Below are 25,887 nucleotides of genomic sequence, written 5' to 3'. Positions count from 1 at the left end.
CAAAATCTATGGTTTTTATCAACAGGTTTGTTACGTAAAATTGCGCTCAAATTAAAAGAGGTCTTATTATGAATAAACATTTAATCGCAGTAGCTATTGCTATGGCAAGCTTAACTTTATTAGGTTGCTCAGAAGCACCTAGTCAAACAACACAGCAGCAACAACTACAGTCGATTGATGTGGCAGAAGTGCTAGTCAAATCTGTACAAAATTGGCACACCTATACCACCCACTTAGAAGCTCCCGAGCAAGTTGCTTTGAAACCACGTGTTTCAGGGGTAATAGAGTCGATTGCTTTTAATGAGGGTCAGCAAATTAACACGGGCGACCTCCTGTTTAAACTAGATGATCGACCTTTTTTAGCTATTGTTGCTAGCCTTCAAGCACAAGTAAACAGTGCAAAAGCTGCATTTGTTCAAGCAAAAAGTGAAGAAGAACGTGCAATACGTTTAACTCAACGAAAAGCGATATCCACTGAACAAGCAGAGTCTCGCACGTCAACATTACGTCAGCGCGAAGCACAACTCGCCGCATTACAAGCACAATTAACAGCAGCACAACTTGATTTAGAATTTACCGCTATTCGTTCACCTATCGACGGTATTATTTCTCGCGCCAACATTACCAAAGGTAATAATATTATCGCCGGACAAAGTGTGCTAACAACAATTGTTTCTAACCAAGCGATGTTTGCTTACTTTGACATTGACGAGCGCACTTGGAATAGCGATTTTGCTAATATTAGTGCCTCCGATCAGCAAAAAGTCATGATGCAAAAAGTAGGACAAAGTGAGTTTGCTTACCAAGGCTATATTGATTTTATTGATAATCAAATAAATTCGGCAACCGGCACATTGCGGGTAAGAGCGGTATTTAATGAAGACAAAAACCAACTCCGTGCAGGCTCATTTGCACGTATTAAGTTGGCTGCAAATGCCATTACCGAAAAAATTATCGTGCCTTCACGCGCTATTGGTACTGACTTAAAAAATAATTTTGTTTTAACTGTTGGTGAAAATAATATTTTGCAATATAAACTGGTTAAATTAGGCGAACGTTACGGCAGTTTACAGGCGATTACTTCCGGGCTAAAAGCAACCGATATTATTGCTGTTAATGGCCCTGCCCGCGTAGGTCCGGGCATGCCTGTCGCACCTAATAACGTCACCATTGATAGTGCGGGTATTGCCTTTACTTTATCACCCGTTGCTGATGCCAGTTTAACGGCAAAACTAACGTCAGAAGAATAAGAGTTAACCATGAATTTTTCCCATTTTTTTATACAACGCCCGATATTTGCAGCGGTCTTGTCATTTGTCATTCTGCTTGCTGGTGGACTTTCACTTTTTCAACTACCTGTTAGTGAATACCCTGGTGTTGTGCCACCAACCGTGGTGGTTACGGCAAATTACCCGGGGGCAAACCCTTCGGTTATTGCACAAACAGTGGCAACCCCACTTGAGCAAGAAATCAACGGCACTGAAAACATGCTATACATGTTTTCACAAGCCACTGGCGATGGTCGTATGACCTTAACGGTGACGTTTGCTCTTGGAACTGATCTAGATCGCGCGCAAGTACAAGTACAAAATAGCGTTAATAGTGCATTATCTCGCTTACCAGAAGAAGTGCAACGTCTGGGTGTGGTTGCAGAAAAATCATCGCCTGATTTAGCTATGGTGGTGCATTTATATTCACCCCAAGAAAGCCATGATACCGCATATTTATCGAACTACGCCGATCTCTACGTTAAAGATAAAATCTCCCGCTTACCCGGCGTTGGTGATATAAAATTATTTGGTGGTGGTCAATATTCGATGCGCGTTTGGCTTAACCCAGATGCATTAGCTGCGCGTGAATTAACCGCAACCGATGTTATTAATGCATTACGTGAGCAAAACCAACAAGTTGCTGCCGGTAGTTTAGGCTCTCAACCAGCGGCTAACGACAGTCAATTTCAAGTATTACTCAATGTAAAAGGCCGCCTTGATAACATTGAAGAGTTTGAACAAGTTATTATTAAAGTCGGCGAACAAGGCCAGCTTACTCGATTAAAAGATGTCGCTCGTGTTGACCTAGGACAAAATACTTATGCCTTGCGTGCCATGTTAGACGGGCAACCTGCTTTAGCTATGCCTATTTTTCAACGACCTGGTTCTAATGCTATAGAGTTATCAGATCAAGTACGGGCAACTATGGCGTTATTATCTGAGGACTTCCCTGCTGGTGTCGAATACGACATAGTTTACGATCCCACTATTTTTGTTCGTGACTCTATCGATGCAGTAATAACGACCTTAATTGAAGCCATTGTTTTAGTTGTGATTGTAGTGATACTATTTTTACAAACATGGCGTGCTTCAATTATCCCGTTAATTGCCGTACCCGTGTCGTTAATTGGTACCTTTGCGGTAATGCAATTACTTGGCGTTTCAATTAACACCCTATCACTCTTTGGTTTAGTACTGGCAATAGGTATTGTCGTCGATGACGCTATTGTTGTCGTTGAGAATGTCGAGCGTAACATCGAAAAAGGGTTAAGCCCGTTAGAAGCAACACGCGTTGCCATGACAGAAGTCACCGGACCTATTATCGCTATCGCCTTAGTATTAAGTGCGGTATTTATACCAACGGCATTTATTAGTGGTCTATCGGGGCAATTTTATAAACAATTTGCCTTAACTATTACGATATCAACGATAATATCAGCCTTTAACTCTTTAACGTTATCGCCAGCATTGGCAGCATTGTTATTAAAATCACACGACAGTAAACCAGACCGATTAACACGCCTACTTAATAAACTTTTTGGCCGTTGGTTATTCGCGCCTTTTAACCGTATTTTTGAACGTGGTAGCCATGGTTATCAGAAGCTGGTTAAAAAATTAATGCGTATGAGTGTTATCGTTATTGTTGCCTATATCGCACTCGTGGGTGGAACCGTACAGTTATTTAGCAGTGTGCCCGGTGGCTTTATTCCAGCACAGGATAAGCAATATCTTATCGCTATTGCTCAACTACCTGACGCAGCAAGTCTTGACCGTACCCATGCGGTGGTTAGAGAAATGGAAAAAATTGCGCTAGATATACCAGGTGTTGCTCATACTGTTGCTTTTCCTGGCTTGTCGATCAACGGTTTTACTAATAGTCCTAATAGTGCGATTGTTTTTCTTCCTTTAGATGCTTTTTCTCTGCGAACTGATGATAGCAAATCGGCTATGGCAATTGCTGCGCAATTAAACCAACGTTTTACTGCTATAGATGAGGCTTTTGTTGCGGTATTTACACCACCACCAATCCAAGGTTTAGGTACAACAGGCGGCTTTAAGTTACAAATAGAAGACCGTGGTAACAAAGGCTTTGAAGTTTTATTTAATAGCCTACAAGCAGTTATTGACAAAGCAAGACAAGACCCAGCATTGGTAGGACTGTTTTCAAGTTTTAGAATTCAAGTTCCACAAATGGATATAGATATCGACCGTGAACAAGCTTTAATACAAGGAATTCCCCTTGATGAAGTCTTTAATGCCCTGCAAGTCTATTTGGGCTCAGTTTATGTCAATGACTTCAATATGTTTGGTCGTACTTATCAAGTGAAAGCGCAAGCAGAAGCTGAGTTTCGTCAAGACCCTGAACAAATATTAAACCTCAAAGTGCGCAATCGCCATGGAGATATGGTGCCATTAGGTTCTGTTTTAACTGTAACGCCAACAACAGGTCCAGACCGTGTAATGCATTACAATGGTTACCCAAGTGCTGAGCTTAATGGTAGCCCTGCTCCTGGTTATAGTTCAGACCAAGCACAAACGGCAATAGAAGGTATATTGGCGAATACCCTACCCAAAGGTATTGCTTATGAATGGACAGAAGTGACTTACCAACAAATATTAGCCGGCAACACTATGGTGTATGTTTTTCCGCTAGTGGTGCTTTTAGTCTTTATGGTTTTAGCTGCACAATATGAAAGTTTACGTTTACCTTTAGCCATTATTCTCATTGTACCCATGACTATATTCTCTGCTTTGTTAGGTGTTTGGCTCGTTGGTTCAGACAATAATATTTTCACCCAAATTGCGTTAATTGTTCTGGTCGCACTGGCCTCGAAAAATGCTATTTTAATGGTGGAGTTTGCTAAGGATCAAAACGATCAAGGCTTATCTCACTTTGACGCTATTATTGAGTCATGTAAGCTACGATTACGTCCAATACTCATGACTTCGATAGCCTTTACAGCGGGTGTACTCCCGTTAGTTTTTGCCACAGGTGCTGGAGCAGAAATGCGTCATGCTATGGGTAATGCGGTGTTCTCAGGCATGATAGGTGTAACAGTATTTGGCCTGCTCTTTACGCCAGTATTTTATATTTTAGTGACCAAGACTAAACAAAAAAAGCTTGAGGAGTAGCCAATGATTAAGTTACTTACCCGTCGGTTAAAAGCCAAACAATTTAGCGCTAAACCGCTAAAAACCAAGTTAACTGTCGGTGTCGTTTTAATCGCCAGCTTATTATCGGGATGTGCCACCAAAATTGATGAGCAACAGCATCAACAATTAATGAAAAGTTTTATTGCTGATACTGAGATAGCCACACAATTGACCGGTCAAGACGAGATAAATTGGTGGCAACAACTCAACTCAGTACAACTGAATCAATTGATTAAAGATGCACTTACCAATAACCATGACTTAAAAACAAGTCAGTTACAGTTACAAAGTGCTCTAGCTAAACTCAAGGTAGAAAAGAGTGATTTTCTACCACAAGGTGGCCTTGAAATGGGTGCGCAACGCACTAGCATAGCTGATAATATAAGTCGTCAATCAAGTGCTAATCTAGCCTTAAGTTGGCAACTCGATTAATTCGGTCGTATTAATGCGTTAGTTGATGCAGCCAATGCATCAGCGATGAGCCAAGCTGAACAATTACGCGCCTTGCAAATCGAAGTGATTTCGTCAGTTGTTAAAGGTTATATTAGTTATCAGGGCAATATGCAAAAGCAAGAAATTATTAGTCTGCAAGTTGCTGCGCTTAAAAAAAGTATTTTAGTTCTTTCCGCCAGGGTTGAAGAAGGCATTGCTAATGAACTTGACTTAAACCGCACTCGTGCACAGTTAAGTCAACAACAAGCATTATTACCTGAAACAAGTTATGCATTATATAACGATTTATCTACGTTGGCCTTATTAACTGGGCGTTTAAGCGGTGATATAAAGCTTAATAATGAACAAAAGATCTTTGACTTACCCTTTGAGGTCACTTTAGCGCAACCCAGTTCAGCTATAGCTTTACGTCCCGACATTAGCCAAGCCTTATATCAATTTAGCCAAGCTAATTCGTTAAGTGTAGCAGCAAGTAAAGCCTTGTTACCTGACATTAGTTTAAGTGCCTTTGTTGGTGTGCTAAGCCTTGGCAGTAGTCAATTAAATAATAGCCAGCAACAATGGCAAGTCGCGCCGCAAATTCAATGGTCATTATTAAGCTATCCAGCTTTATTGGCGCAACGTGATGCGCAGCAATATTTAAGTGAAGCGGCTTATAGCCAATACCAGCAGGTTGTTTTAGCGGCTATTAATGACAGTGAACTATCGTTACAATTGCTGACAAAGCACCTTGAACAAAAACGCTTTGCGGATAAACGTTTTCAATTTGCTCATCAGGCTTTTATGCAAGCTAACGCTATGTATCAAGAGGGGCAAATCCCTTACTTAGAGTTGTTAGATGCGCGGCAGGATGTTTTAATAGCCCAAGAAAATGCAGTAAACGCGACCATTTCTTCATCTCTCGCCAAAGTAAGTGCCTATCAGGCTTTTAATGGTCGGTGGAGTTACGGTTTAATCACCTTGTAAAGTTTGAGTTTTTTTATGCTAACTACTGAGATATTGTCCAATATTGATCGACCTACTTCTATGCGAGCTATAGTGCTTGAAAAGGCAAGCGAAAAAATCCGTTTATCTGACGTGCAATTGCCGTTACCTGAGTGCGATGAACACGAGCTGTTAGTTAAGGTTGAATATGTAGGCCTCAATCCTATTGATGCTTATTTCGCTAAAAGTGGATTTTCTCAATGGCAATATCCTCATATTCTTGGTTTAGATGCCGTTGGCATTGTCGTTCAAGCTAAAAAAGGTCTGTTTCCTAATATTGGCGACCGCGTTATGTGGCATGCCAATATTGGTCAACAAGGCGTGCTAAGTGAGTACGCTAAAGTGCCTAACTTTGCCGTTTCTATTGTGCCAGAAAATGTTAAAGCAAGTGAAGCGGCAACACTTCCTTGTGCCGGCATGACGGCTTTAATTGCTTTAGATAAATTACAAGTAGTGCAAGGTGATACTATTTTAATTGAGGCTGGTGCAGGTGCTGTTGGGCAATTTGCTATTCAATTTGCCAAGGAACGTGGTGCGGATGTGTTTACCACAGCTGCTAAGCATAATCATAAATTAGTAAAGAAACTTGGTGCTGATGCAATATTTGATTACCACGATAAAAAACTTTGTCAAAAAATTCGCCTAGCATTAGGACCTCAAGGTTTTGATGCCGTACTTGACTCTGTTGGTGGTGACTCAACAATGCGTAATATTGAGCTGATGAGGTTTTGTGGTCGTATTGCTTGCTTGCGTCCCTTGCCTAACATTGACCAAGAGCTCATGTTTAGAAAAGCGCCCAATATCGGCATAGTATCACTCGCTGGTGCGTGGTTAGCCAATAGCTTGTGCGCACAACAAAAAATGAGTTTTAAGAGTAATCAATTACTTGATGCACTAGCAAAAGGCAGTATTCAAACGCCTGATATTACTTTAATTGAATTTAACGCACAGCAGGTTTCTCGTGCCCTGCACATTCAAGTTGATGGAGGTTTTACCGGTAAACAAGTGGTGAAAATATTTTCCTGAGGATTTTATTTAGCCCCTTGGGTGACTACTTTTTTGAGTGCCAATCTGAGATACCATAACGCTGTAATATTTTTGACAATTGTCCTTTTGTTCTTAGTTTTATTAAGCCTTTATCAAAGGTACTAATATAGTTAAGGGTAGTGTCAGGCGCAAAGCCGATATAAAGAGGAACAAATATGCCTTGGGTACCGGCATATTGTAAGTTAGTGATTTTTTTATCCTGAATTTCATATTCAACATTAAAACGAGAATCAAGCAGCACAGTTATTCGCTGCTTACTGAGCATTTTTAAAGCACTGGATAATGGCTTATCTCCCGAAGCTAAAAATATAAATTCACCCGAGGTTTCTTTTAGGCGACTCACTGCACTTCCGTATTCATAGCCATTGATGAGCCCAAGAATATTGCCTTGTTCAATAAAGTTTTTAAGGTTTTCTACAGTAGAAAATTTCCATTGAGTTTCGTTACTAACATAAAAGTCATTATACAAGCCGCCATAAACTTCTTGGCTTTGCCTTAAATCAAAAGCTTCAATGTGTTCTTTTGTTAAAGCAAGGACCATGTCTAATTTTGATTGTTGAAGTAGCCTTAATGAACGATCCAGCGGCATAAGGGTAAAGTTAACATCATAGCCTTGAGCTTCAGCAATTTCATTGATGATTTCAATTAATATACCTGGCTTATTATCTTCATTACAAATGTAAGGACACCATTCGTCTGAAGCAATGTTTATGGTGTCATTTGCCCCAACTTGTAATGACCATGAAAAAACAATCAATAATAGATATTTATACGACATTTAACGCCATTTTTTTAGCTAATTTCAACGGTGAAATTAGTTAAAACCCTATAAGAATGTAAATAGATCTATTGGTATGTTAATAATTATAACAATAGTCAGCTTTTAGCGTACTAAAGATTAGCTTATTTATAACTTTAGCAGTAACAAGAAACGACCCGTTACTTGTTACTGGGGTCAAAGGTAACAAGACCAATTTATACCTTACAGGTATTGCTAATGTAAAGTCGCTCGTCATACAACTGAGTAGTCATCCCGTGATTGTAATCAATACACACTGTCATTTTATCATGTCAGTGGCAACTACTTATTTGAAAACATAGCATAAAATCAAGTACTTGCCTTAAAAAGACGACAGACCATAACTGCCGGTAAAGTCTAAAATCATGAAATTAACACATTCAAGGAAATGTACAGATAACATCTTATCTTATGACTTACGAAAATAAGTAATGTAAGATCAATAAGGACACTAAAATGATTATTTATTGAACAGAAAAGTATCTTGTTGCATTGATTTTATTGTTGTACATTGCCCCAAAAGAATCATTAATATGTTTTTATATTTATCTCAGCCATTTCATTTAAGTAAACTAGCCTCTCTTACTTAGATACCATTAGCCTTATACAGCTAAAATTTAGTAAGATGCTGGCTAATCTTTGTCACTTAATAGCATCGTTAAAGTAATGATAATGATTCACTGCATATACGGTAATATTTTAGGAAATGAAATGAAGTTAAATTGCGATCTCGGCGAAAGTTTTGGCTCTTGGAATTTGGGCTCAGACGCAAAAGTAATGCCGCACATTGATCAGGCAAATATTGCTTGTGGCTTTCATGCCGGCGATCCTTTGGTCATGCAAAAAACATTACAATTAGCTAAGCAGCACAACGTTAGTGTTGGCGCTCATCCTAGTTACCCTGATTTAGTTGGTTTTGGTCGTCGCTCAATGAAGTGCTCCACAGAAGAAATTATTGCGTTAGTTTTATATCAGGTAGCGGCTATTGATGGCGTAGCTCAGTCTTTAGATATTGAGCTTAGTTATGTAAAACCTCATGGTGCACTATATAACGACATGATGACTAATATTGAAGTGCGCGAGGCGATACTTTCAGCCATAGCCCAATATCACAAACCACTTAAGCTAATGATACAAGCAAGCTCAAATATTAAAAAACATCGCGCTCAAGCAGAAAAATTTAGCGTAGAAATACTCACTGAAGCCTTTGCTGACAGATGCTACAACGATGATGGCAGCTTGTTATCACGCAACATAACAGGTGCGGTGCATAATAGAGAAAAAATGATCGCACAAGTTAAACTATTAAAAGAGCAAAGCAGTGTCATCACTATTAATGGTAAGCGCTTACCTTTAGAAGTAGACAGCTTGTGTGTGCACGGTGACAACCTCGAGGGCGTAGAAGCAATAGCCATTATTAGGGAGCTTATTCGTTAATGTCAGCAACATTTAAAATAGAAATTGCCGGTGAAAACAGCTTGATCCTTTATTTTGACGACCCCGTTAATGATGAAGTTGCCGCAAAAGTACAGCAAGCACAATGGCTGATCAGGCAAGAGATGAGCAATGATATTATTGATCTAATACCATCTTATACTTCAATATTAGTGGTATTTAATTTATACAATATAGACCATCATCAGATCACTAACAAATTGCAAAAGCTATTAATAAACTTACCAATAATTAATAATAATCAAGGGGCACTCATCGAGTTACCTGTCTATTATGCAAGCGAGTCAGGACCCGATTTAGCGGCTATGGCTAAATCTAAAGACTTAACCATAGAGCAAATAATTACCCTACATCAGCAACAAGAATATAACGTTTATGCGATTGGCTTTGCACCAGGTTTTGCTTATTTAGGCGAAGTTGATCAGCGTATTGCGATGCCTAGATTAAGTACTCCTCGTATAAAAGTGCCTAAAGGGGCTGTTGGTATTGCTGACAGGCAAACAGCTGTTTATCCAAGTACTTCTCCTGGTGGTTGGAATATTATTGGTCTTTGCCCTATTGAAATGTTTAACGCCAATAAAACGCCAACAATGCCCGTTCAAGTAGGTGATAGGGTTAAATTTAAAGCGATTTCCAAAGATGAATTTTTTGCACTAGGTGGTGTATTAGGTGCAACATATGATTAGTCAAAGTAAAGCTTCTTCAAGAAGACCGGCAATAAACTTAGGTTTTATTGTTAAACGACCAGGCATGTTAAGTCTTGTTCAAGATGAGGGGCGTTATGGTGCTTTTAATGTCGGTTTAACCAACGGTGGTCCGATTGATAAGCTGGCTTTTCACTGGGCAAACCGCTTATGTAATAATGCCCTTAATGTTAGTGCTGTTGAAGTCAGTGTTGGTGGTTTTGCCATCATTGCACAAGTAGATGCTGTTATTGCCGTAACCGGCGCTGACATGCCATTAACCATTAACGGTCAAGTAAAAACGTTATGGCGCAGTTATCAAGTGAAAGCCGGTGACTTAATCGAACTAGGTTTTACTAACCTTGGTATGCGAAGTTATTTGGCTGTTGCTGGTGGTTTTAATATAACACCCAGTTTTGGCAGCACTGCAACCGTTTGCCGTGAAGGTATCGGGGGATTAAAGGGCAAAAAATTAGCCGCGAACGATATACTCCCTTGTCTAACAACAAAAAGTTCTCAATTAGTTAGTTTATCTATAGAAGACCAACCTAAATATAGCCAAGAAGTACTGCTGCGTATTATTCCTAGTTATCAGCAACATCATTTTTGTGTAGAACAGCAAAAATTGTTTTTTTCAAGTGAATATAGCGTAAGTAAAAGCTTTGATCGGATGGGGTATCGTTTAGAAGGTCAAAAAATCGTCTCTGATATTAACGGCATATTATCAGAGGGTATTTGTCATGGTGCCGTGCAAATTCCTAGCGATGGCCAGCCAATTGTCTTGATGAATGATCGTCAAACAATTGGTGGCTATCCTAAAATCGGTGCCGTTATATCCCTTGATACCGCCAAATTAGGTCAGTTATCTCAAGGTGGTAAAGTACGCTTTGCGTCTATTACGATGGAAAAGGCACGTGAGCTTATCCTCGAAGATTTAAGCTTATTTGAGCAAACCCAAGTTAGCGTATGTAATTAATATAAATCACACAAATAAGGTATTGGTTCCGTTTGAAGCTATGGTTGTATTACTTAGCGCGAGTAAAGACATCCTTATAATAATAATTCAAAACATAACCAGAAGCGAGTACAGGAAAAATGACAGAACTTAATAAATCAGTCAACTGCCCTGTTGATGGCTCAAGTAGAGCTAAACTAACCAATAGACTTAGACCAAGCCCAAAAAGAGCACATAATATAGCAACGCCGAATAAAACGAGTTTACCGGTAAAATAACAATCATCTTCTGCTAACTTTTTAACACCTACACCCATTAACTGCCCTTATTAATTTAAAAACTTATTATAACTGTGTTTCATTATATCTATAAAAATTAGAATAATAGCTAATAAAAACAATATCACACTAATAATAATGAAGAAGCCTACGTTTATTAGTACTTCAACTGCAGATATTAACTCGTCTAGTTCTACAGTTGATTTTGATTTGTATCGCTATTTGGGCTTTCATATTTGGCCGCACTTCAACGTTGATACTCAGTAGCCGTTTTAGCCAAGCCTTGATTTATTTTATGTTGCATATAAACCACATGTAACAACGATGTAATAAAGGGATTTAACCAAAGTTTGTCTCCTTTATTAGCGCCTGCAATTAGATTAATACGATTACGTACCATAATTATCCAGATGATATCGAAAATAGATGAGATAACATGAAAACCTAAGGTGAGATTTAAAATACCCGGTTCTTGCCAGTTTGCTAGTGCGTGAATTAGGGTGCCAAACGAAATAATGTATAAAAATATAGTGATGAAAATAAAGGTTTTAGATATTTTCAACGCTGTATGTTTATTAATTTGCTTAGACAACAGGTAGAGCTTATATATTAAATATGAGCCAATACTTAGAATGCAAAGAACTAAAATCTTTGCTACTGATGCCATGTCAAAAACGCCCGTAAATCCATTTTTCATTTATTCTCCCAGGGTGAAACACACCCATACTATTTAACTACGCTCCAATAAGGAGAGATTATAAGCTTGCTAAGATGTTGAACAAAATGAAAACAGCAAACAGTTAATTTTCATTATTGAGTGGCTTGTCAGCTAGGTACTGAAATTTAGAATATAGAATGTCGTCATTACGTCTTAATAACGCCAAAGCTCACTTTGGTTGCCAATGATATACGTAAATAGGTGTTTGGTAGAAATCTCTAAGCCTGATGACTCTTGTTGGTTGACATAAAGGTAAGGCGAAGGTGTTACTCACAATAGTAACCTTATTAAAGACTTCATCTACTAATTTTTCTTGAAGAGCGACCATGCCTTCAGGAAAAAGGTAACAAACTAGGGTCGAGGCAGTACTGAGATCAGCGTTTTTAAAGTCTTTACGAAAGAGAGTAAGGTTATCTAAACGTAAACTGTGTTTCAAAATTTTTGAAACCAACCACGGAAACCAAGATAACTCGTAGCCGATAACTTGCTGATTGGGGTATTTCTGGGCAACAGCTATAACCAGCGTACCCCAACCAGAGCCTAGATCAATTAAAGGCCCTTTTTCATGCGCATCTATTTCAGCAAGCATGGTTTTGCACGCTTTGCTTGAACTCATCATAGGGGAAATCCCCGTTTTCAGCGTACTCCAAACGATGGATAAGACCATGAGAATAACAATGACAAGAAGTATTAGAGAAAAAAAGTCCATGTTAACAATAGCCTAAAATAGTTGAACGCTGATGATTTCGCTTACATCTAACACCGCAATAAGCGGAAAAAGAAAACACTTCATTTTACCTTTAATGAAAATTAACAAGACATTCTATCCCTTCTTAAAAATTGATACTCTCGATAAGAATAGCTTAGGCTTTTCAGCATATTACATCAACTAAGTCTCAATAAAAAAAATTATTAAACACACAACACCAGCTTTTAAATGTTCTTCTGCGCTAAAACCTTCTGTTTCCGGTACGCTATTTACTCCTACTAGCAATTATCTCAGATAACTTAGCGTATTATCGACTTTCAATCGTAAATAAAGAGCGATGCTCTGCCCTTGCGCTCTCAACAAATAAAAGCGCGTCGGCTGTTAATTTTACTTATAAATAATCAATCATAAGGAATGGTTTGCGGCAAAGAAATTGGCCGATGAGTCATGGGTTTATCAATTTGATGGGCAATCAAAGACTGAGGTAAACGCGGCTGTAACAGATGTTCAAATTGATCAAGTTCATCACATTGTGGATCTAACCACTTGTCTACGAGTGATGAATTTTGCGGGAGTATCAGTGGCATGGCTTTGCTGTGGATATGTTTTAATTTTTCATGTGCCGGCAGCGTTATCACCGAGCAACTCAGTTTTATTTCACCCGTTTTATTGTGCTGCCATGTTCTATACAAGCCCCCCAATATTAAACCGCCAGATTCTGCTTGTATATCAAAGTAGTGAATCGGCTTTTTATCGACAAATTCAGTTTCACCAAAGCCTTTAACGGCAATAATACACCTAGCACTCCGATATGCCTGATAACCAGCACTTTGGGGAGTATTAAGCTTATCAAATCGGGTATTAAATGAAGTAAACCGAGAGGGTTTAAAGTCATTTTCAGTTTGATCTAATAATAACCACCACATAGCACTTTCTACTCGGCGTTGTTGACCCACATTCCTCACAATGGAAACAGTGTCTGCAGCTTTAACAAAGCGACGATCAATCGGCCTATCGATAACCTTATTTATTTTTAAGCGGGTATATAGCTTTTTTACACCGCTATCAAACGTCGTATTTAACCGACCACACATAATGCTATCCTTATTTATTATCGGCCAGTGTAGCAACGAATATTAGCTGTGTCTTGCCAACGAATATAACAAGTTGGCGTTAAAGAGAAAAAATGACTTAGTGACGACTGATGATTAAAAAGAAGATGTTTTTTATGATAAAAGTGAAGCCTATTCAACTCACTTTTATATGACTAACAAGGGTAGTTACCCCTTAAGTTAAGTTAAAAACGATAGGTAGCGTAAACACCAGCCACACGATCAAAATTATTATCATATTGATAACCATTTTCTTGCGCATCAAAGTTTGAATAACCAACAAACATCCCAAGGTCGGTCTGTTTGCTGTAATTATAATTAACACCAAGACTAACTTCATGAGCGGACTTTTGCTGAAAGTCTTTTAAATCTCGATAAGTATAGTTAATGTTAGCCGTCCAATCTTTCGCTAAGTGAGTTTGCACACCAACAGAGTAACGGTATTCATCTTTATTTTGTAGCTTCTCTTCATCCCACTTTACATAACCTAAAGAAAAAATCATCGCTAAGTTTTTATCAAAGACATACTTACCCTTTAAGTCAGTACCATAAGCAACAGAATCTCCATTAATGGTTGACTCTTGAAAGCCCCTTAAACCTAATCCAACCGCTAACTCAAGGCCGGCTTCATTGTCAGGGCGAGCTAAAAGTCGGTAACTAATACCATTTAAACCAATCGTTAAATTGTCAGTCAAACCGTAGCCCAGATTTAAATTTAGCGCTGCGTGTCTTTCATCCTTCTCTTGTCCCCACGCTAAGGCTCCACTGACGGCAATGGTGCCATCAGTTAATGTTAAAGGTCTTAATATTGGATTGGTAGGATATTCAGTTTCTGCAAAAACAGTCGATGAAGCTAAAAGTAATACCGTGCTAATAAGTGATTTTTTCATATATTAACTAGACCTAGTCAGTGTAACATTCTGTAAGTGGTTGATATTGTTAAATGTAAATTTGTTACAGTTTTTCATTAAATTCTCTTTGTTTTTAGACCTATATCTTATTATGTTATGAGTGAAAACTCATAATTGATAATATTAATCTCAGTTATTATCTGATAATTATAAAAAGTGTAAGATGAGTCTTCCTATTGAATTAACCAGATCACGAGTGTAACCTGCTAGCCATTTATAAGAATCCTGATCAAAGTGTGAATCACTGAACCCATTTCGCGAATTTGCTATTGCATTTGTAAGCGTAGAGATGCTCTTTACCACCATATCTGGATACGGTCCTGCTTTAGCGAGCTGTTGCTCTATATCACCACGAACTAACTTAGCTAATGGCATTAAATCACTGACATTCGTACATTGGGGGAGGTTTTTTATAACATAAGCCTTATACATACCTTCCAAGCATGTATAAGATAAAGTCATTGCATGATTGTACTGAGAAACGTCTATAGCATTATCTATTTTGTTAATTGTTTCATTAAGTTTTACTGAGTTCCAATTATTATTGGGGATCTTAACCTGAGGAACGGGATTACCAGAGCTGAACAAATAATTTTTTAGTTCATCTGTTTCTTTCGGGAAGTAAGGTAAAACTATTTCAATGAATGTTCTATAAACATCATAGCGAAGTGATTCATCCAATCCTTGTAATATATCCCAGTAAAAGTCTTTGCGACTGCTACTTAATCCTTTTCTGTTTCTTTCATCCAAATACAACGAATAGTCAGGTTGACCAGGATCAAACTGCTTAATAACTTTTATAAAGCTAGGGCCACTGTGATATGCCTCTGTTCCTGATTTATCTAAAATAGAAAATAATCGACTGAATGCTGCAAGCCAATTCATGATTAATCCTTTTAATAACGAGCTATAAAGTATCCAATAGCTATTCCAATGACACCATAGATAAAGCCTGAATGAACTTTTCTATGAATTTGCACCAATAATTGAGCTATAGCTTCCATTTCAGACTTTAAATAATGAGTAATACTAACTTCTCTTTCATTTTCATAATCAGAGTCATCCTCAACACTTAATTTTTTATTCAGTTTGTTTAGACCGTCACTTAAATGCTCAATACGCTTTTCTATTCTGTCATTCTGATTTTCTATTTCTTCGAATGGTAATTCACCTGTCCATTCATCTTTGAACCATTCAGGGTGCTGACTTTGCCAGTATTCAGAACGTCCGTTAAAATAATTTACTTGATCCATGCGGCTACCAGGATCTGGAGCGTCCCAGCATACTTTTCTTAGTGCTTCTCTTGCTTCAGCGTTAGAAAATATATTCATGTTATTCAATGCTTCATCAATGTAATTGATAGAATCCTTTTCAAATCCTTCAAGCACATCTTCAGGCTTAACCCATTTTTGATTTCTGTAATATGCTTTTCTTAAAGCAAAATCATCTGATTTTTTCAATTCTTGAAATTCTCTAGAATCAGTAATCATATTGGCGCCATATGATCGAGCCATATCATATGCATCACTGTCAGTATCAGTCTCTTTTTGCCAGCGATTAAGGGCATCAATGATATTAAAATCATGTGGCGTCTGGGTAACCAATTTACATGCTAGTTGAGAAAGAACATTTGCAGCCAAAGGTGTTTTAGGAAATTTTTCAAATAACTTCCAACCAGCATGAAATAGACTGTTATATAGGTATTCATCGAAACCATCAATCCAAGTGCGATCATAAGGCGTGGATATTCTTTTATTTTTATCTGTATAACTACAGCACAAAACCCAATCACGATCATCTAACTTATCAAATGGTTCTTCTCGTTCATAAAGAGATATTATTATTTCATCAGGAAGTAAATCATTAGAAAAATATGCTCGGTATAATTCAGTATCGTCTTTTTCAATTAAGTCATTAAGCACTCTATCTGCAAAATCATCCTTCCCTAAAAATTCTTTAAGTACCTGTGTTCCTGACAATGTTGCTAATTGTAGTTCCTTGTCTGGCCTTTTAAATAATTCATAACCAATATCAGGAGTTGAGCCATGAAGTGCAAGAGCTAAATCTATAATTGGATCATTTCGTTCAAGAAGCATTTCTTCTAACTTGCTTCTATCTTCATCCATAATGTTTATTTTTTTTCTACGATTTTTTTCTAAGCTATCAAAAACAAACTGTGGTTCTGAATGTTTTAGTAAATACATTTCTTTCCATAAATCCATATGCTTCTCCTTAATTAGCCGCATAGCATCATAACAAAAAAGTCGAATAAATCCATTTAGTTAGATCAAGGGGATAGGTTATTTTTATTAAATTGTAAAAGCTTGTAATATTAACATCTGTTGTTTATTCATAATAAAAATTATTCTGCACGCCACATTAAACACTCTAAGCACATATATTAAAGGCTTTGAGTTAATAGAACATAGCGTTACATCAGAGTAACTACGTTACTGTTTTTCGCTTTCTGTGCGTTTAATCTACCGTTTTTTTGCATCAACGTTGCGTTCTTAGACTGTTTAACCGAAAGCATTGTTTTCAATTCTTCAACCTCATGTCTCAAATCCTTATTACGCTCTTTGAACTTGTTTAGCTCTATTTGCTTAAGCTTAAGCTGCTCTCTAACTTCTTTATTCATAAGCCCCTGAATTCTAGTATGTAAATCAGGGCAATCACGATTAATGGTATTACGAGTCACTCCAGCTTCTTCAGCTACAGAAGATACACTTATTTTACGTTTTTTATCTACTACGTTAGGTCTGCCTTTTTCAATCCTAATTATAGCCATTCGAACTGCTTTATGTGCTTTAGATTCTTTCACTGGATTAGTCATTATTAATCTCTTTTTTATAGTCATCTATGAGTTGTTTAACCTGGGGCAAAAGGTCAACAGGTACGCGTAGAACCTTAGTTTCTATAGCGCCCTTTGGTCTTCCAGAACCAGCTCTTTTACCACCATGCGCTAGCTTCCAACCAAACTCATCACACATGCTAATTTGGTCATCTTTATCTGTTTTCTTTTGCTTTTTAGACATCTAAAAACACTTCCTTTTGATTGTTGTTACCCAAATCAAATAAGCTAAATTGGACTTACTGAAATTAGGCCGCATGATTGTTGTTACGAATATCATCTTTCATTGTTTCCACATCGACTCCAAGGGACGTTAAAACCTTTTCGCATCTCACCATTCCTTTGGCTACCGAGGCTTGTCCAGCTTCTCCTATATCATCCACTTTAGACAGTTCGAATTGCTGAATAAGCATACCTTCCCAGTGTTTTTGATTGTTCTTGTCAACAATGCCTGATTCGCATTCTTCGCACTTGCCACCCATGCAACCATCGTCGTCGTTGGTACACCAGGCAATCCCTGTTGAACGAATTGGAATGTTACCCGAGTATGCTTTAATCATGTCTCGTTTTGTCTTGAAGGTTTTAATACGTTCTTCATCACCTCTAACTTGCATGATTCGCTCAGCAATGGCGCCCCCAGTGATGGGGGAATCTAAGTCAAACCAGTCGAACTTGATTTGCTCTTCAACCCAATACTTCTCCTTAAGCATTTCTTCAAATAACTCTAGATCAAGAGCATCGTTGTACGCATAAAGTGCAGTCATAGTAATAGACCAGTGTTTAAAGTGGTATTTTAGTGCACGCAAATCACCTAATTCACTGTGTGCCACGTAGTTAGCGAACGTGCGGCGGAACTGATGCGACGATAAGTCCCAATCGGCATTAACCTGTTTGCACAAGTTAGGGAGTCTCTTTGAGGTAACAGCCTTTGAACTTAATACACTTACCGTTGAATTGGTCTTGCTGTACGATATACACACTTTTCCAGATATATCTGTTAGGCGATTGACTTCTGCATGGTCACTGTTGGTTTTTGCTTGTGCTAACTCAACCTCTAAGAGTGCTTGTAAAGTGCTTGAGCTGCGCTCTAGTATTTTAATGGCATCAACTGCTATTTTGGGTGCAATCCACTCCGCCAACCCAGTGTAAGTTTTCTTAGAGACGGTTTCGATATAATAATATGTTTCGCCGTCTTTGGTTTCTGTCCGGTACGCGCCACGCTTAATGCCAAGCACTTCATGAATGCGCATTCCTGTTGTCAGTAATATCCAAAACAGGCAGCTATCTCGCAGTAATAGTAAGGCATTATTAAAGTCATTAAGCTTATCAAAGGAAGTAGAGAGCGATAGAAGGTAAGTTCGCTTTGTTGTTACTTGATTCGAAGTAAATATTCTCGTTGGAGTAAATCCGTCTAGTTTATCTCTTAGGTCTAAAATCTCATTAGCTCGGTCAAGAAAATCTTTTGTAAATCCACATAGAGGGAGTAATACGTTATCAGGAATTAACAGGGTTTTAGGTTTGCTTCGGTTATCTTTTAGAGCCGGACCCACATGTCCTGCTTGTTCACTAGCACTGCTTTCAAACCAAGGTTGTTCTTTGACAAAATCAAACGAATTGCAATACAAATACAGTTGTTCGAGCGCAACAAACTTATTAAGTTTTGTTGTTTTCGATACAGGGCTTACCTTACCCTTGCGTTTAATTGTTAGCGTATTCACATGCGCTACATACGCTTGTGCGGTGAAAGCATTAAGCCCCTGAACTGAAAGCGTGTCAGTCTTATCAATCCATGCAAAGAAAGATATTAATGAATACAAATTATTCTGTAAGCTGCCGATAGAGTTTCCTTCATTTCTTTTATTCCATATTATCCACTTTACCATTGCTCTTATTGATTCATTCGTGATGCGAGTGAAGTTCAGTGCTTCTTCGGATTTTTTCTTCCCGCTTGGGAATTCGCTTGCGGGATATTGCCATATATCGTTTTCATATCGAGAAAGCACATGGTAGTTGCCATTATCTAATTTGATGAAGGTTGCAATACCCGTCAAAGAGCCTTTTTGCGCTCTTTTTAGCGCTATACCATCTTTGACTGGAACTGTCGCTCGTTGTTGTTCAAATTCACGTTCAGTGAGTTCCGCTTGTCCGTGTATCATTGTCCTACCCTAAGCATATCTAAGTTAACCCAATAAGGGTGTGGTGATAACCTTGCGCGCTCTTTCTCGGTTTGAAGGTGACCTATCATGCCTTTTTCTATGAACGCTGGTTCAACCTCACTATCAATCACACTCATCACATTTCGTAAGTAGCGTTTCCAATCCTTACGACCAAAGGAGTCTCTATTTCGCACAATAGCCCAATAGAAGCTGTATAGACGGTATAAATCATCCCCAGTAATAACAAAGCTTTTGCATCGAAAGCACGCTAGGAAGTCCGCGCAGGTTGTACCATTTTTAGGTGCTTTATCACCATCTATCGGGTCTTTACATCGACCTGTTGGGGTGAGTTGAGTATCACTTGTAAGCTCTTTCACTCTAATTTCGCCCATCAATCCTAAGTTTCTTTTAGACTCCTCTGGTGCTTCTAAATAATGGTCTATTGTACCTGTACCGCTATGCTTAGCCGATTTTGCTGCTATGAGTATGTTCTCGCCCGAAAGCTCGTAAATACCGTTTATAAATGTTTTACGAATTCTGCTTAGATTTACTTTGATGGTTTTATTATCTTCATCTTTAAGTTCGTAGGTCTCTACTAGTTTGGCAATGTTAACTCCCAGGGTTCCAGAGGTAAGAGAAGTGATTTTACTCCCGTGGCGATAAAGCAGCAGAATGTCAGAGCCTACCTCATCCCTCAAAGAATTGTTTAACGCCGTTATTCTTTCAATAATATACGCCACATCAAGCTTCACCCCTTGCACTAACTCTACTTGCTCTGAGTTACGCAAGTTGTGCAACTGTGTAGCATTACCTCTGGCTTTATAGACCGTAAGTAGCTTGCGGTTTGACTTAAGGGGATGGTCACTTAGAGAGTCCGTTGTCATATTTAATAAAGGCGTGGTATTTATGCCTGTTTGCATGGCTATTGCTAGGAGGCATACAGTTAGTTCATAGCCTGTTAATGGCTCTTTACGATTAAGCGCGTAAATAGGCCTTAACGCTTGTTTTAATGCAACAACAAGTTGGCGTTTCTCATGCTCACTGAAAGGTTTAACTCCTTTTACTCGCCTATTGGAATTGGGGTAAGGGTTTTTTGGGAATATTTCACTGAACGCCTCATTGGATATAGACCAATACCCGTTATTACGCATTGCAGTCAATAAGCTTTTCGCTGTTGCGTAAAGCGTCTTCTGGCTTACGTAACCTTTACCAGACCCAAGTTGATGCCCCTTAAACCCTTCGATAAATTCAGGTGTGATGTCTTTATGGGTAAGCTCCCGAGATAAAGTGTGATGCCAGATTACTAGGTAATCTGATAGATATTTAAAGCCACGGCTCAAATAACCATGTTTAGTATTTTCTGTTCCATTTTTACTTTTTAGTAGTGTTTTAACGGTGTAGAACGCTCGATTGGTTATGTCGTCAAAGCCTTTGCCGTAGTGCTGGGTCATATCATAGTTAGCGCCATTACCACCTTTTGAGCCAACACCTGGGAAGTTGATTTTAGGGTCTATTGGGCGCACAGTCCCTTGGGCAGCGTTAGCCTCTATCATTGGCTCGGTGACGTGAACCTTTTTGAAGCGGTCAGCACTAATTTTCCTGTCTTTTTTTCTAGTCATACCCTTTGCCCTTATGCTGCTTCAAGTTCATTGATAGCATCTTGATATTCGATAGTAACATCGTCTAATAAGTCATTAATTAAATGTAGATATTTCATTGTAGTGGTGAGGCTAGAGTGACCCAGCCTAGCTTGGATATACATCAATGGGCTGAACTTTATATTTTTTGCCTTTAGCAGTCCTTTTAACATATGGGTTGCGTAAGTATGCCTCAGCTTATGTGGGTTAACCTTAAAAGGTAATTTCAAAACCTTTAGTGCCTTATTAAAGCCGTCACCGTCAGCTTTCCATTCTTCACCAGATGAGGTTAAAAACAGGTGTTCAGATTCAACTCCAGAGTCTTCTTTTTGCTGAAATCTCGTGGTGTTAACATATTGCCAGAGGTCTTCCATTAATCGAGGAGGTATATCTACGCTTCGTTCGTGCTCACCCTTGGTGCGGTTAATATCTACTCGACACAGATGCTCACCAACTCTGGGTTTACGGATAACATCTAGAGGGAATAACAGCACTTCTTTCTTACGAATACCTGTTTGCAAACAAAGCCTAGTCATAAGCTTAAGGGTTGGATTTTCAATACTGCTAAGGAGTTTTTTTATCTCTTCAACTTGTAAAAACTTTATAGATGTTTTCTTCGTCGTTAACATGATATCAACGCTAGCGGTTATGCCGCCGTCAGTAACTGTATGAGCAAGGAAGCTGTGTTGATTGTGATTGGCCTTTACATCCTCTAATGAGTAAGGAAGTGAGTTTACCCACCCACGTCCTACAGCATGTCTGTAAAACCTTACTATGGTTCTTAAGTGCTGATTGGTTGAGTTGGATGATATGCCAAAATCTTCTTGGCAAGAGTCTCGATAAACGGCGAGTAGCATCTCGTGTATGTCGTCATCTTCAATATCTCTCCAGTCTTGCTCGTTGTCTTCACAAAAGGTAAAGAAGCTAACTAGATGCTTTGCGTAGGTGTTCCATGTTTTCTTACTTTTAACTCTGCCTCGTTTAAGACACTCATAAGTTAAAAACTCTAGACCTTCCCCAAAGAGCATTCCTGCTTCAATACCTAAAATATCATTGTTCGTAGACCAAGTTAACAAAGGGAAATCAGGTATTGGATAACCCTTAATCTTAAAGTCAGAAGTGCTATTTATTATTATCATTACCTACCCCACCCAAGCTGTACATAAAAACAGTATAGGTGGGTTGCTTGTTAATGCAAGTGGTTGTTACACTTATCACTCTAGATAACATAATAATTGTTCCCTAAAGTTTATGTTTGGTAATTTATGGGGGTATTATAAAAACTTATTGCGTTCGGTTCCTGAGGCTTTTTGTCTATCAAATGTCAGCGTTGTGTGAAAAACTGTAAGAAAGAGCAATCTGATGGATGTCATTACTCATAAAGACAACCGTTATGAACAGGCTTGGCTACATGTTTGTGTACTTGTGTTAACACTTCATCGTAAGCATGAGGTCCCGTAACACCTAAAACATTAGGATGTAATTCGATGATTTCGTCTTTCTTAACACCTAAACAGCCAGTAACCAATACTTTACCCTTTGCAGCAAGTGCTTCACCAATAGTGTCTAAAGACTCTTGAACGGCTGAATCAATGAAACCACAGGTATTTACAATCACTAATTCTGCATCATCGTAGCTATTGGTTACATCGTAACCTTCAGTGCGAAGCTGAGTAAGGATAAGCTCGCTATCAACAAGATTTTTTGGGCAGCCGAGCATACTTACACCAATCCCACAGGAGAGCTTTATGTTTAAAGGCTTTGATAATATTCTTGGCTGCTTTGAGCTAAGTTAAGCCAGTTAATTAATAAAACTGGCTTTCTTGTACAACGCGGCCAACGCTAAGTATATTTAAAAATACTTACTTTCTAAATAATCTTAAACCCGCAATTAGCAAGATAAGATAACCAAAAGAGCCACCACTGCTTTTCTTCTCTTCAGGTGTTGGAAGAAAGACGAGAGCTTCGATGTTTGTAACAGTTACAGTGCGTGTTTCGCTACTCACTTCATCAAAACCATCTGAAACAAAAACTTGAACAGTTAAAGCAGTATCACTTGTAACATCAGGAGCAGTAAATGAAACAGTCTCAGTCGTATCACCCGTTAATATTACTGTTGCGTCATTTACAACCCAACGGTAAGTTAGCGCATCATTGTCGGCATCAGTAGCGATAACAGTTAATGTGACCGTTGTTCGTTCATCAACAGTTTGGTCTGCTGTAACATTAGTTATTATTGGTGTGTTGTTTGGAACTACAATAATAGTAACAGTGTTGGTTATAACGTTAGCACCATCTGAAACTACTAATTGCAGGTTAATAGTTTCTTGGGCATCAACGCTAGGGGCAACAAAATTAACATTTAAGTTATCTGCGTTTTCCAGTGTTAATTCTATACCATCAAGTTGAGTCCATGTATAACTATGAACATCTTCATCAGGCTGTGTAACTGTAACCGCAATATTCGCTTGTAACCCTTCTCTCACTGTAATTGTTTCAGGCATAGTAACTACAGGCGCTTTATTAATGACAATGGTTTCATCTGCAAATTGAATAAATTCAAAATCAACCAAACTATCTTTATCTTCAGTAACCACAACCGATGTTACCTCTACCGTATAAGCGTTGATGATTTCAATAGTATAATCAGCTTTATTGCCAGCAAACTTAGCAATATCAATACCGTCACCACCATCAAGCATATTAGCTACAGAGTTAGCAACTAAAACATCATCCCCTTTACCACCAATGGCGTTCTCGATTACCACATCATAAGAAATTGATAAATTATTGTTACTACGGTTTAAATGTTCTCCTCCAATATTTTTATCATAAAAACCAGTAGGATTTGGCGCTATTGAACTAAAGGCGCCTGCGCGTAAATCTATAATATTATTTCGGGCAGTATCAGCAACACTAAGGGTGTCAACTCCATCAACATCATAAATGATCTGATGAAAATCATATGAATCATCATAGGTATACAAGGTATCACCCGTGTTGGTATTTTCAGCTTTGCCGTATAGGTGTTGTAATACCGCTACATCATATTTTTTTAAATCAGTAGGATAAAATACTTCAGATGAAGAATTCCCAATATTGGAAGACATTAAAGTATAAAACTTATTATCATATTCACTGGTTAGCTGTACATTTACCCCTGCATGATCTGAAGGGTAAACACCTAGTGACTGCAATATATGGTAAAGCAATTCAGACTTGGCTTTTGATAAATCGTGCTTATAGTCTACTACCCAATTGGCCTCATCGAATTCGCGTTGTGGATTAAGATAGTCAAGTAGTCCATTAACACTGAGATCTATAAGTCTTGCACCTATTTCACAGTCAGTTCCTCCGTTATCACAATCATCACTATTTATTGGTGAACGATAATCACTTGGTAGCCCTGAGAAAGATATATCACCCGCAATATTTTCGAATAACAAATCATACCGTTCAGTCCTATCTATAGGATCATCTTCAACAAAGCTGATCCCTGAAACACGGCTAATACTAGTTAAAGCACCTATAATTAATTCTTTTTCACGCGGATAGAAATCACGGACATCACGTCCCCCTATCGTTTTTCCTGAAAAAGCAAACTTGATAGTTATAGGTGTACCCAATGGAGATTTTTCATTCCAGCGAATATCAGTCCAATAATCATAAGGGGCGTGACGTAAGCCTTCAACAGCTCGCTGTAAGTCAAAATTATCAGTTGGAAAAACGTGTGTTGTATTAAAGTCAACGGGGTCTGAGGCACTTGCAAATGTTGCCGTTGCTAATGTTGCCGTGAAAAATGAAATTGAAAGTGCTGAACGCACAAATTTTGTGAGCATTTTTAAATCCTTTAAGTGGTAACTCCCTGTCATTATTAGAGAGTTTCCAGTCCAATATAGACAGCAATGATAAACGGAAAACAAATAACAATCATCTTTAATTTCAAATTATTATCATAAGAAACCAAACAGAATGAATTTAAAAATACTGCTCGCCAACAACTTTTAAATCACCATCAACCTCTTTGACTTCATAGCTATTATGTTTTTTGAAATTAACGATATAACTACCATCATCTAATACTTCTGTACTTTTCAAATCACAGTTAAGCATTTTTAATATGTTTTTCATTAACGGATCCGCGTTTTCATGCATTGCCTTGTTCATTTCAAACATCTCATCGTTCATCAAGTCACTTAAGGTGTCTATATCGCTATTTTTATCCGCAATACACGCTTGCTGTGCAATTTCATTGGCTTCATCTTTTGGGTCGCCGCAAGCACTTAATACTAAGACTGCTAGAACTGAGAGTATTATTGTTTTTTTCATAATGTGTTTATCCTTCTACTGTTATTTGATACTGACCATCTACTTTAAATACTTTAATAGCATCGAATTTTTCAAAAGTAATACGAGTTGAATCTATCTTTTTATAAGTTATGGATTCTGTATTTTTAATTTCACAATTTACATTTTCTACATACGCAGCAAACTTCTCTGGATACTTACTTGTCTTACTAATAAACTTTTTGTACGCTTTTTCAGGAAATAAAAACTGAAGCTGCTCTAATTCAATATTTTTATATGCATTACACGCCAGCACAGCGACTTCTGTTGGTGACATTTTTGTAATTTCTGCTTGGCTTTTTATTCCACCACATGCTGTTAGAGATAGTGTTATAGCAACCAAACCAAGTGATTTTATACATTTCATA

The 25,887-nt window shown here is 38.2% G+C and carries 22 protein-coding genes and 2 pseudogenes; 7 read left to right on the top strand and 17 right to left on the bottom strand.

Translation table 11 applies throughout. The features are described from left to right. Window positions 1-68: 68 nt before the first annotated feature. The 4 genes and pseudogenes from A3Q34_RS17010 (at window position 69) to A3Q34_RS16995 (ending at window position 6,887) form a co-directional block, all read left to right on the top strand. On the top strand, window positions 69-1,250 hold the full coding sequence (locus A3Q34_RS17010) for an efflux RND transporter periplasmic adaptor subunit (protein WP_070376426.1): 1,182 nt from the start codon (window positions 69-71) through the stop codon (window positions 1,248-1,250). Between the two features lie 9 nt (window positions 1,251-1,259). Further along, window positions 1,260-4,403 carry an efflux RND transporter permease subunit gene (locus A3Q34_RS17005; RefSeq protein ID WP_070376425.1) on the top strand — a complete coding sequence of 1,048 codons (3,144 nt, stop codon included), beginning with the start codon at window positions 1,260-1,262 and terminating at the stop codon, window positions 4,401-4,403. A gap of 3 nt (window positions 4,404-4,406) precedes the next feature. Continuing rightward, window positions 4,407-5,843: pseudogene (locus A3Q34_RS17000) on the top strand (TolC family protein). A 15-nt stretch (window positions 5,844-5,858) separates the two neighbouring features. Further along, window positions 5,859-6,887 carry a zinc-binding dehydrogenase gene (locus A3Q34_RS16995; protein WP_070376424.1) on the top strand — a complete coding sequence of 343 codons (1,029 nt, stop codon included), beginning with the start codon at window positions 5,859-5,861 and terminating at the stop codon, window positions 6,885-6,887. 25 nt (window positions 6,888-6,912) lie between these two features. On the opposite strand, the gene A3Q34_RS16990 is transcribed toward A3Q34_RS16995, so the two are convergent. Beyond that, window positions 6,913-7,686, bottom strand: coding sequence for a substrate-binding periplasmic protein (locus tag A3Q34_RS16990; protein WP_070376423.1), 774 nt, complete (start codon window positions 7,684-7,686; stop codon window positions 6,913-6,915). Window positions 7,687-8,418: 732 nt separating this feature from the next. Between A3Q34_RS16990 and A3Q34_RS16985 the strand changes: the two genes are divergently transcribed. The 3 genes from A3Q34_RS16985 to A3Q34_RS16975 are packed head-to-tail and all read left to right on the top strand — an operon-like array spanning window position 8,419 to window position 10,821. Continuing rightward, window positions 8,419-9,144 carry a 5-oxoprolinase subunit PxpA gene (locus tag A3Q34_RS16985; RefSeq protein WP_070376422.1) on the top strand — a complete coding sequence of 242 codons (726 nt, stop codon included), beginning with the start codon at window positions 8,419-8,421 and terminating at the stop codon, window positions 9,142-9,144. Next, window positions 9,144-9,848, top strand: a complete 705-nt coding sequence (gene pxpB / locus A3Q34_RS16980) for a 5-oxoprolinase subunit PxpB (RefSeq protein WP_070376421.1) — start codon at window positions 9,144-9,146, stop codon at window positions 9,846-9,848. Before A3Q34_RS16985 ends, pxpB begins: the two co-directional genes overlap by 1 nt. Beyond that, window positions 9,841-10,821, top strand: a complete 981-nt coding sequence (locus tag A3Q34_RS16975) for a biotin-dependent carboxyltransferase family protein (protein WP_070376420.1) — start codon at window positions 9,841-9,843, stop codon at window positions 10,819-10,821. Before pxpB ends, A3Q34_RS16975 begins: the two co-directional genes overlap by 8 nt. A gap of 49 nt (window positions 10,822-10,870) precedes the next feature. On the opposite strand, the gene A3Q34_RS16970 is transcribed toward A3Q34_RS16975, so the two are convergent. The 16 genes and pseudogenes from A3Q34_RS16970 to A3Q34_RS16895 all read right to left on the bottom strand — a co-directional run bounded on the left by A3Q34_RS16970 (window position 10,871) and on the right by A3Q34_RS16895 (window position 25,886). Next, entirely contained in the window at window positions 10,871-11,116 is a 246-nt protein-coding gene (locus A3Q34_RS16970; RefSeq protein WP_070376419.1) for a hypothetical protein, read from the bottom strand. Window positions 11,117-11,325: 209 nt separating this feature from the next. Then, on the bottom strand, window positions 11,326-11,775 hold the full coding sequence (locus A3Q34_RS16965) for a hypothetical protein (RefSeq protein ID WP_070376418.1): 450 nt from the start codon (window positions 11,773-11,775) through the stop codon (window positions 11,326-11,328). A gap of 190 nt (window positions 11,776-11,965) precedes the next feature. Then, window positions 11,966-12,415, bottom strand: coding sequence for a methyltransferase (locus tag A3Q34_RS16960; RefSeq protein ID WP_331710926.1), 450 nt, complete (start codon window positions 12,413-12,415; stop codon window positions 11,966-11,968). Between the two features lie 491 nt (window positions 12,416-12,906). Continuing rightward, window positions 12,907-13,599, bottom strand: a complete 693-nt coding sequence (locus tag A3Q34_RS16955; protein WP_070376416.1) for an SOS response-associated peptidase family protein — start codon at window positions 13,597-13,599, stop codon at window positions 12,907-12,909. A gap of 203 nt (window positions 13,600-13,802) precedes the next feature. Next, a complete protein-coding gene (locus tag A3Q34_RS16950) occupies window positions 13,803-14,507 on the bottom strand; it encodes an outer membrane beta-barrel protein (RefSeq protein ID WP_070376415.1) in 705 nt (234 codons plus the stop codon). Window positions 14,508-14,675: 168 nt separating this feature from the next. Continuing rightward, the gene (locus A3Q34_RS16945; protein WP_070375287.1) at window positions 14,676-15,413 is read right to left on the bottom strand and encodes a hypothetical protein; all 738 of its coding nucleotides are present in this window, start codon (window positions 15,411-15,413) and stop codon (window positions 14,676-14,678) included. 11 nt (window positions 15,414-15,424) lie between these two features. Then, window positions 15,425-16,750 carry a hypothetical protein gene (locus tag A3Q34_RS16940; protein WP_070375286.1) on the bottom strand — a complete coding sequence of 442 codons (1,326 nt, stop codon included), beginning with the start codon at window positions 16,748-16,750 and terminating at the stop codon, window positions 15,425-15,427. Between the two features lie 209 nt (window positions 16,751-16,959). After that, on the bottom strand, window positions 16,960-17,361 hold the full coding sequence (locus A3Q34_RS16935) for a TetR family transcriptional regulator (protein ID WP_070375285.1): 402 nt from the start codon (window positions 17,359-17,361) through the stop codon (window positions 16,960-16,962). Further along, window positions 17,354-17,563, bottom strand: a complete 210-nt coding sequence (locus tag A3Q34_RS16930; protein WP_070375284.1) for a hypothetical protein — start codon at window positions 17,561-17,563, stop codon at window positions 17,354-17,356. Before A3Q34_RS16930 ends, A3Q34_RS16935 begins: the two co-directional genes overlap by 8 nt. 64 nt (window positions 17,564-17,627) lie before the next feature. Further along, window positions 17,628-19,535 carry a tyrosine-type recombinase/integrase gene (locus A3Q34_RS16925; protein ID WP_070375283.1) on the bottom strand — a complete coding sequence of 636 codons (1,908 nt, stop codon included), beginning with the start codon at window positions 19,533-19,535 and terminating at the stop codon, window positions 17,628-17,630. Beyond that, the gene (locus A3Q34_RS16920) at window positions 19,532-21,154 is read right to left on the bottom strand and encodes a hypothetical protein (protein WP_070375282.1); all 1,623 of its coding nucleotides are present in this window, start codon (window positions 21,152-21,154) and stop codon (window positions 19,532-19,534) included. The genes A3Q34_RS16925 and A3Q34_RS16920 overlap by 4 nt, the downstream gene beginning before the upstream one ends. 11 nt (window positions 21,155-21,165) lie before the next feature. Continuing rightward, window positions 21,166-22,311: a tyrosine-type recombinase/integrase gene (locus A3Q34_RS16915; RefSeq protein ID WP_070375281.1), complete on the bottom strand. Its 1,146-nt coding sequence runs from the start codon at window positions 22,309-22,311 to the stop codon at window positions 21,166-21,168. Between the two features lie 251 nt (window positions 22,312-22,562). Beyond that, window positions 22,563-22,943, bottom strand: a pseudogene (gene rimO, locus A3Q34_RS16910) (30S ribosomal protein S12 methylthiotransferase RimO); the annotation flags it as partial. Window positions 22,944-23,034: 91 nt separating this feature from the next. Then, on the bottom strand, window positions 23,035-25,011 hold the full coding sequence (locus tag A3Q34_RS16905) for a M10 family metallopeptidase C-terminal domain-containing protein (RefSeq protein ID WP_070376413.1): 1,977 nt from the start codon (window positions 25,009-25,011) through the stop codon (window positions 23,035-23,037). 139 nt (window positions 25,012-25,150) lie between these two features. Next, window positions 25,151-25,501 (bottom strand): hypothetical protein, encoded by a 351-nt coding sequence (locus A3Q34_RS16900; protein ID WP_070376412.1) that lies wholly within the window; start codon window positions 25,499-25,501, stop codon window positions 25,151-25,153. A gap of 7 nt (window positions 25,502-25,508) precedes the next feature. Beyond that, a complete protein-coding gene (locus A3Q34_RS16895) occupies window positions 25,509-25,886 on the bottom strand; it encodes a hypothetical protein (protein ID WP_070376411.1) in 378 nt (125 codons plus the stop codon). Window position 25,887 lies beyond the last annotated feature (1 nt).

Source organism: Colwellia sp. PAMC 20917, assembly GCF_001767295.1.
Taxonomy (GTDB): Bacteria; Pseudomonadota; Gammaproteobacteria; order Enterobacterales; family Alteromonadaceae; genus Colwellia_A.
The sequence above is the reverse complement of the archived record's forward strand: the minus strand, read 5'-3'. Positions and strand labels throughout refer to the sequence as shown.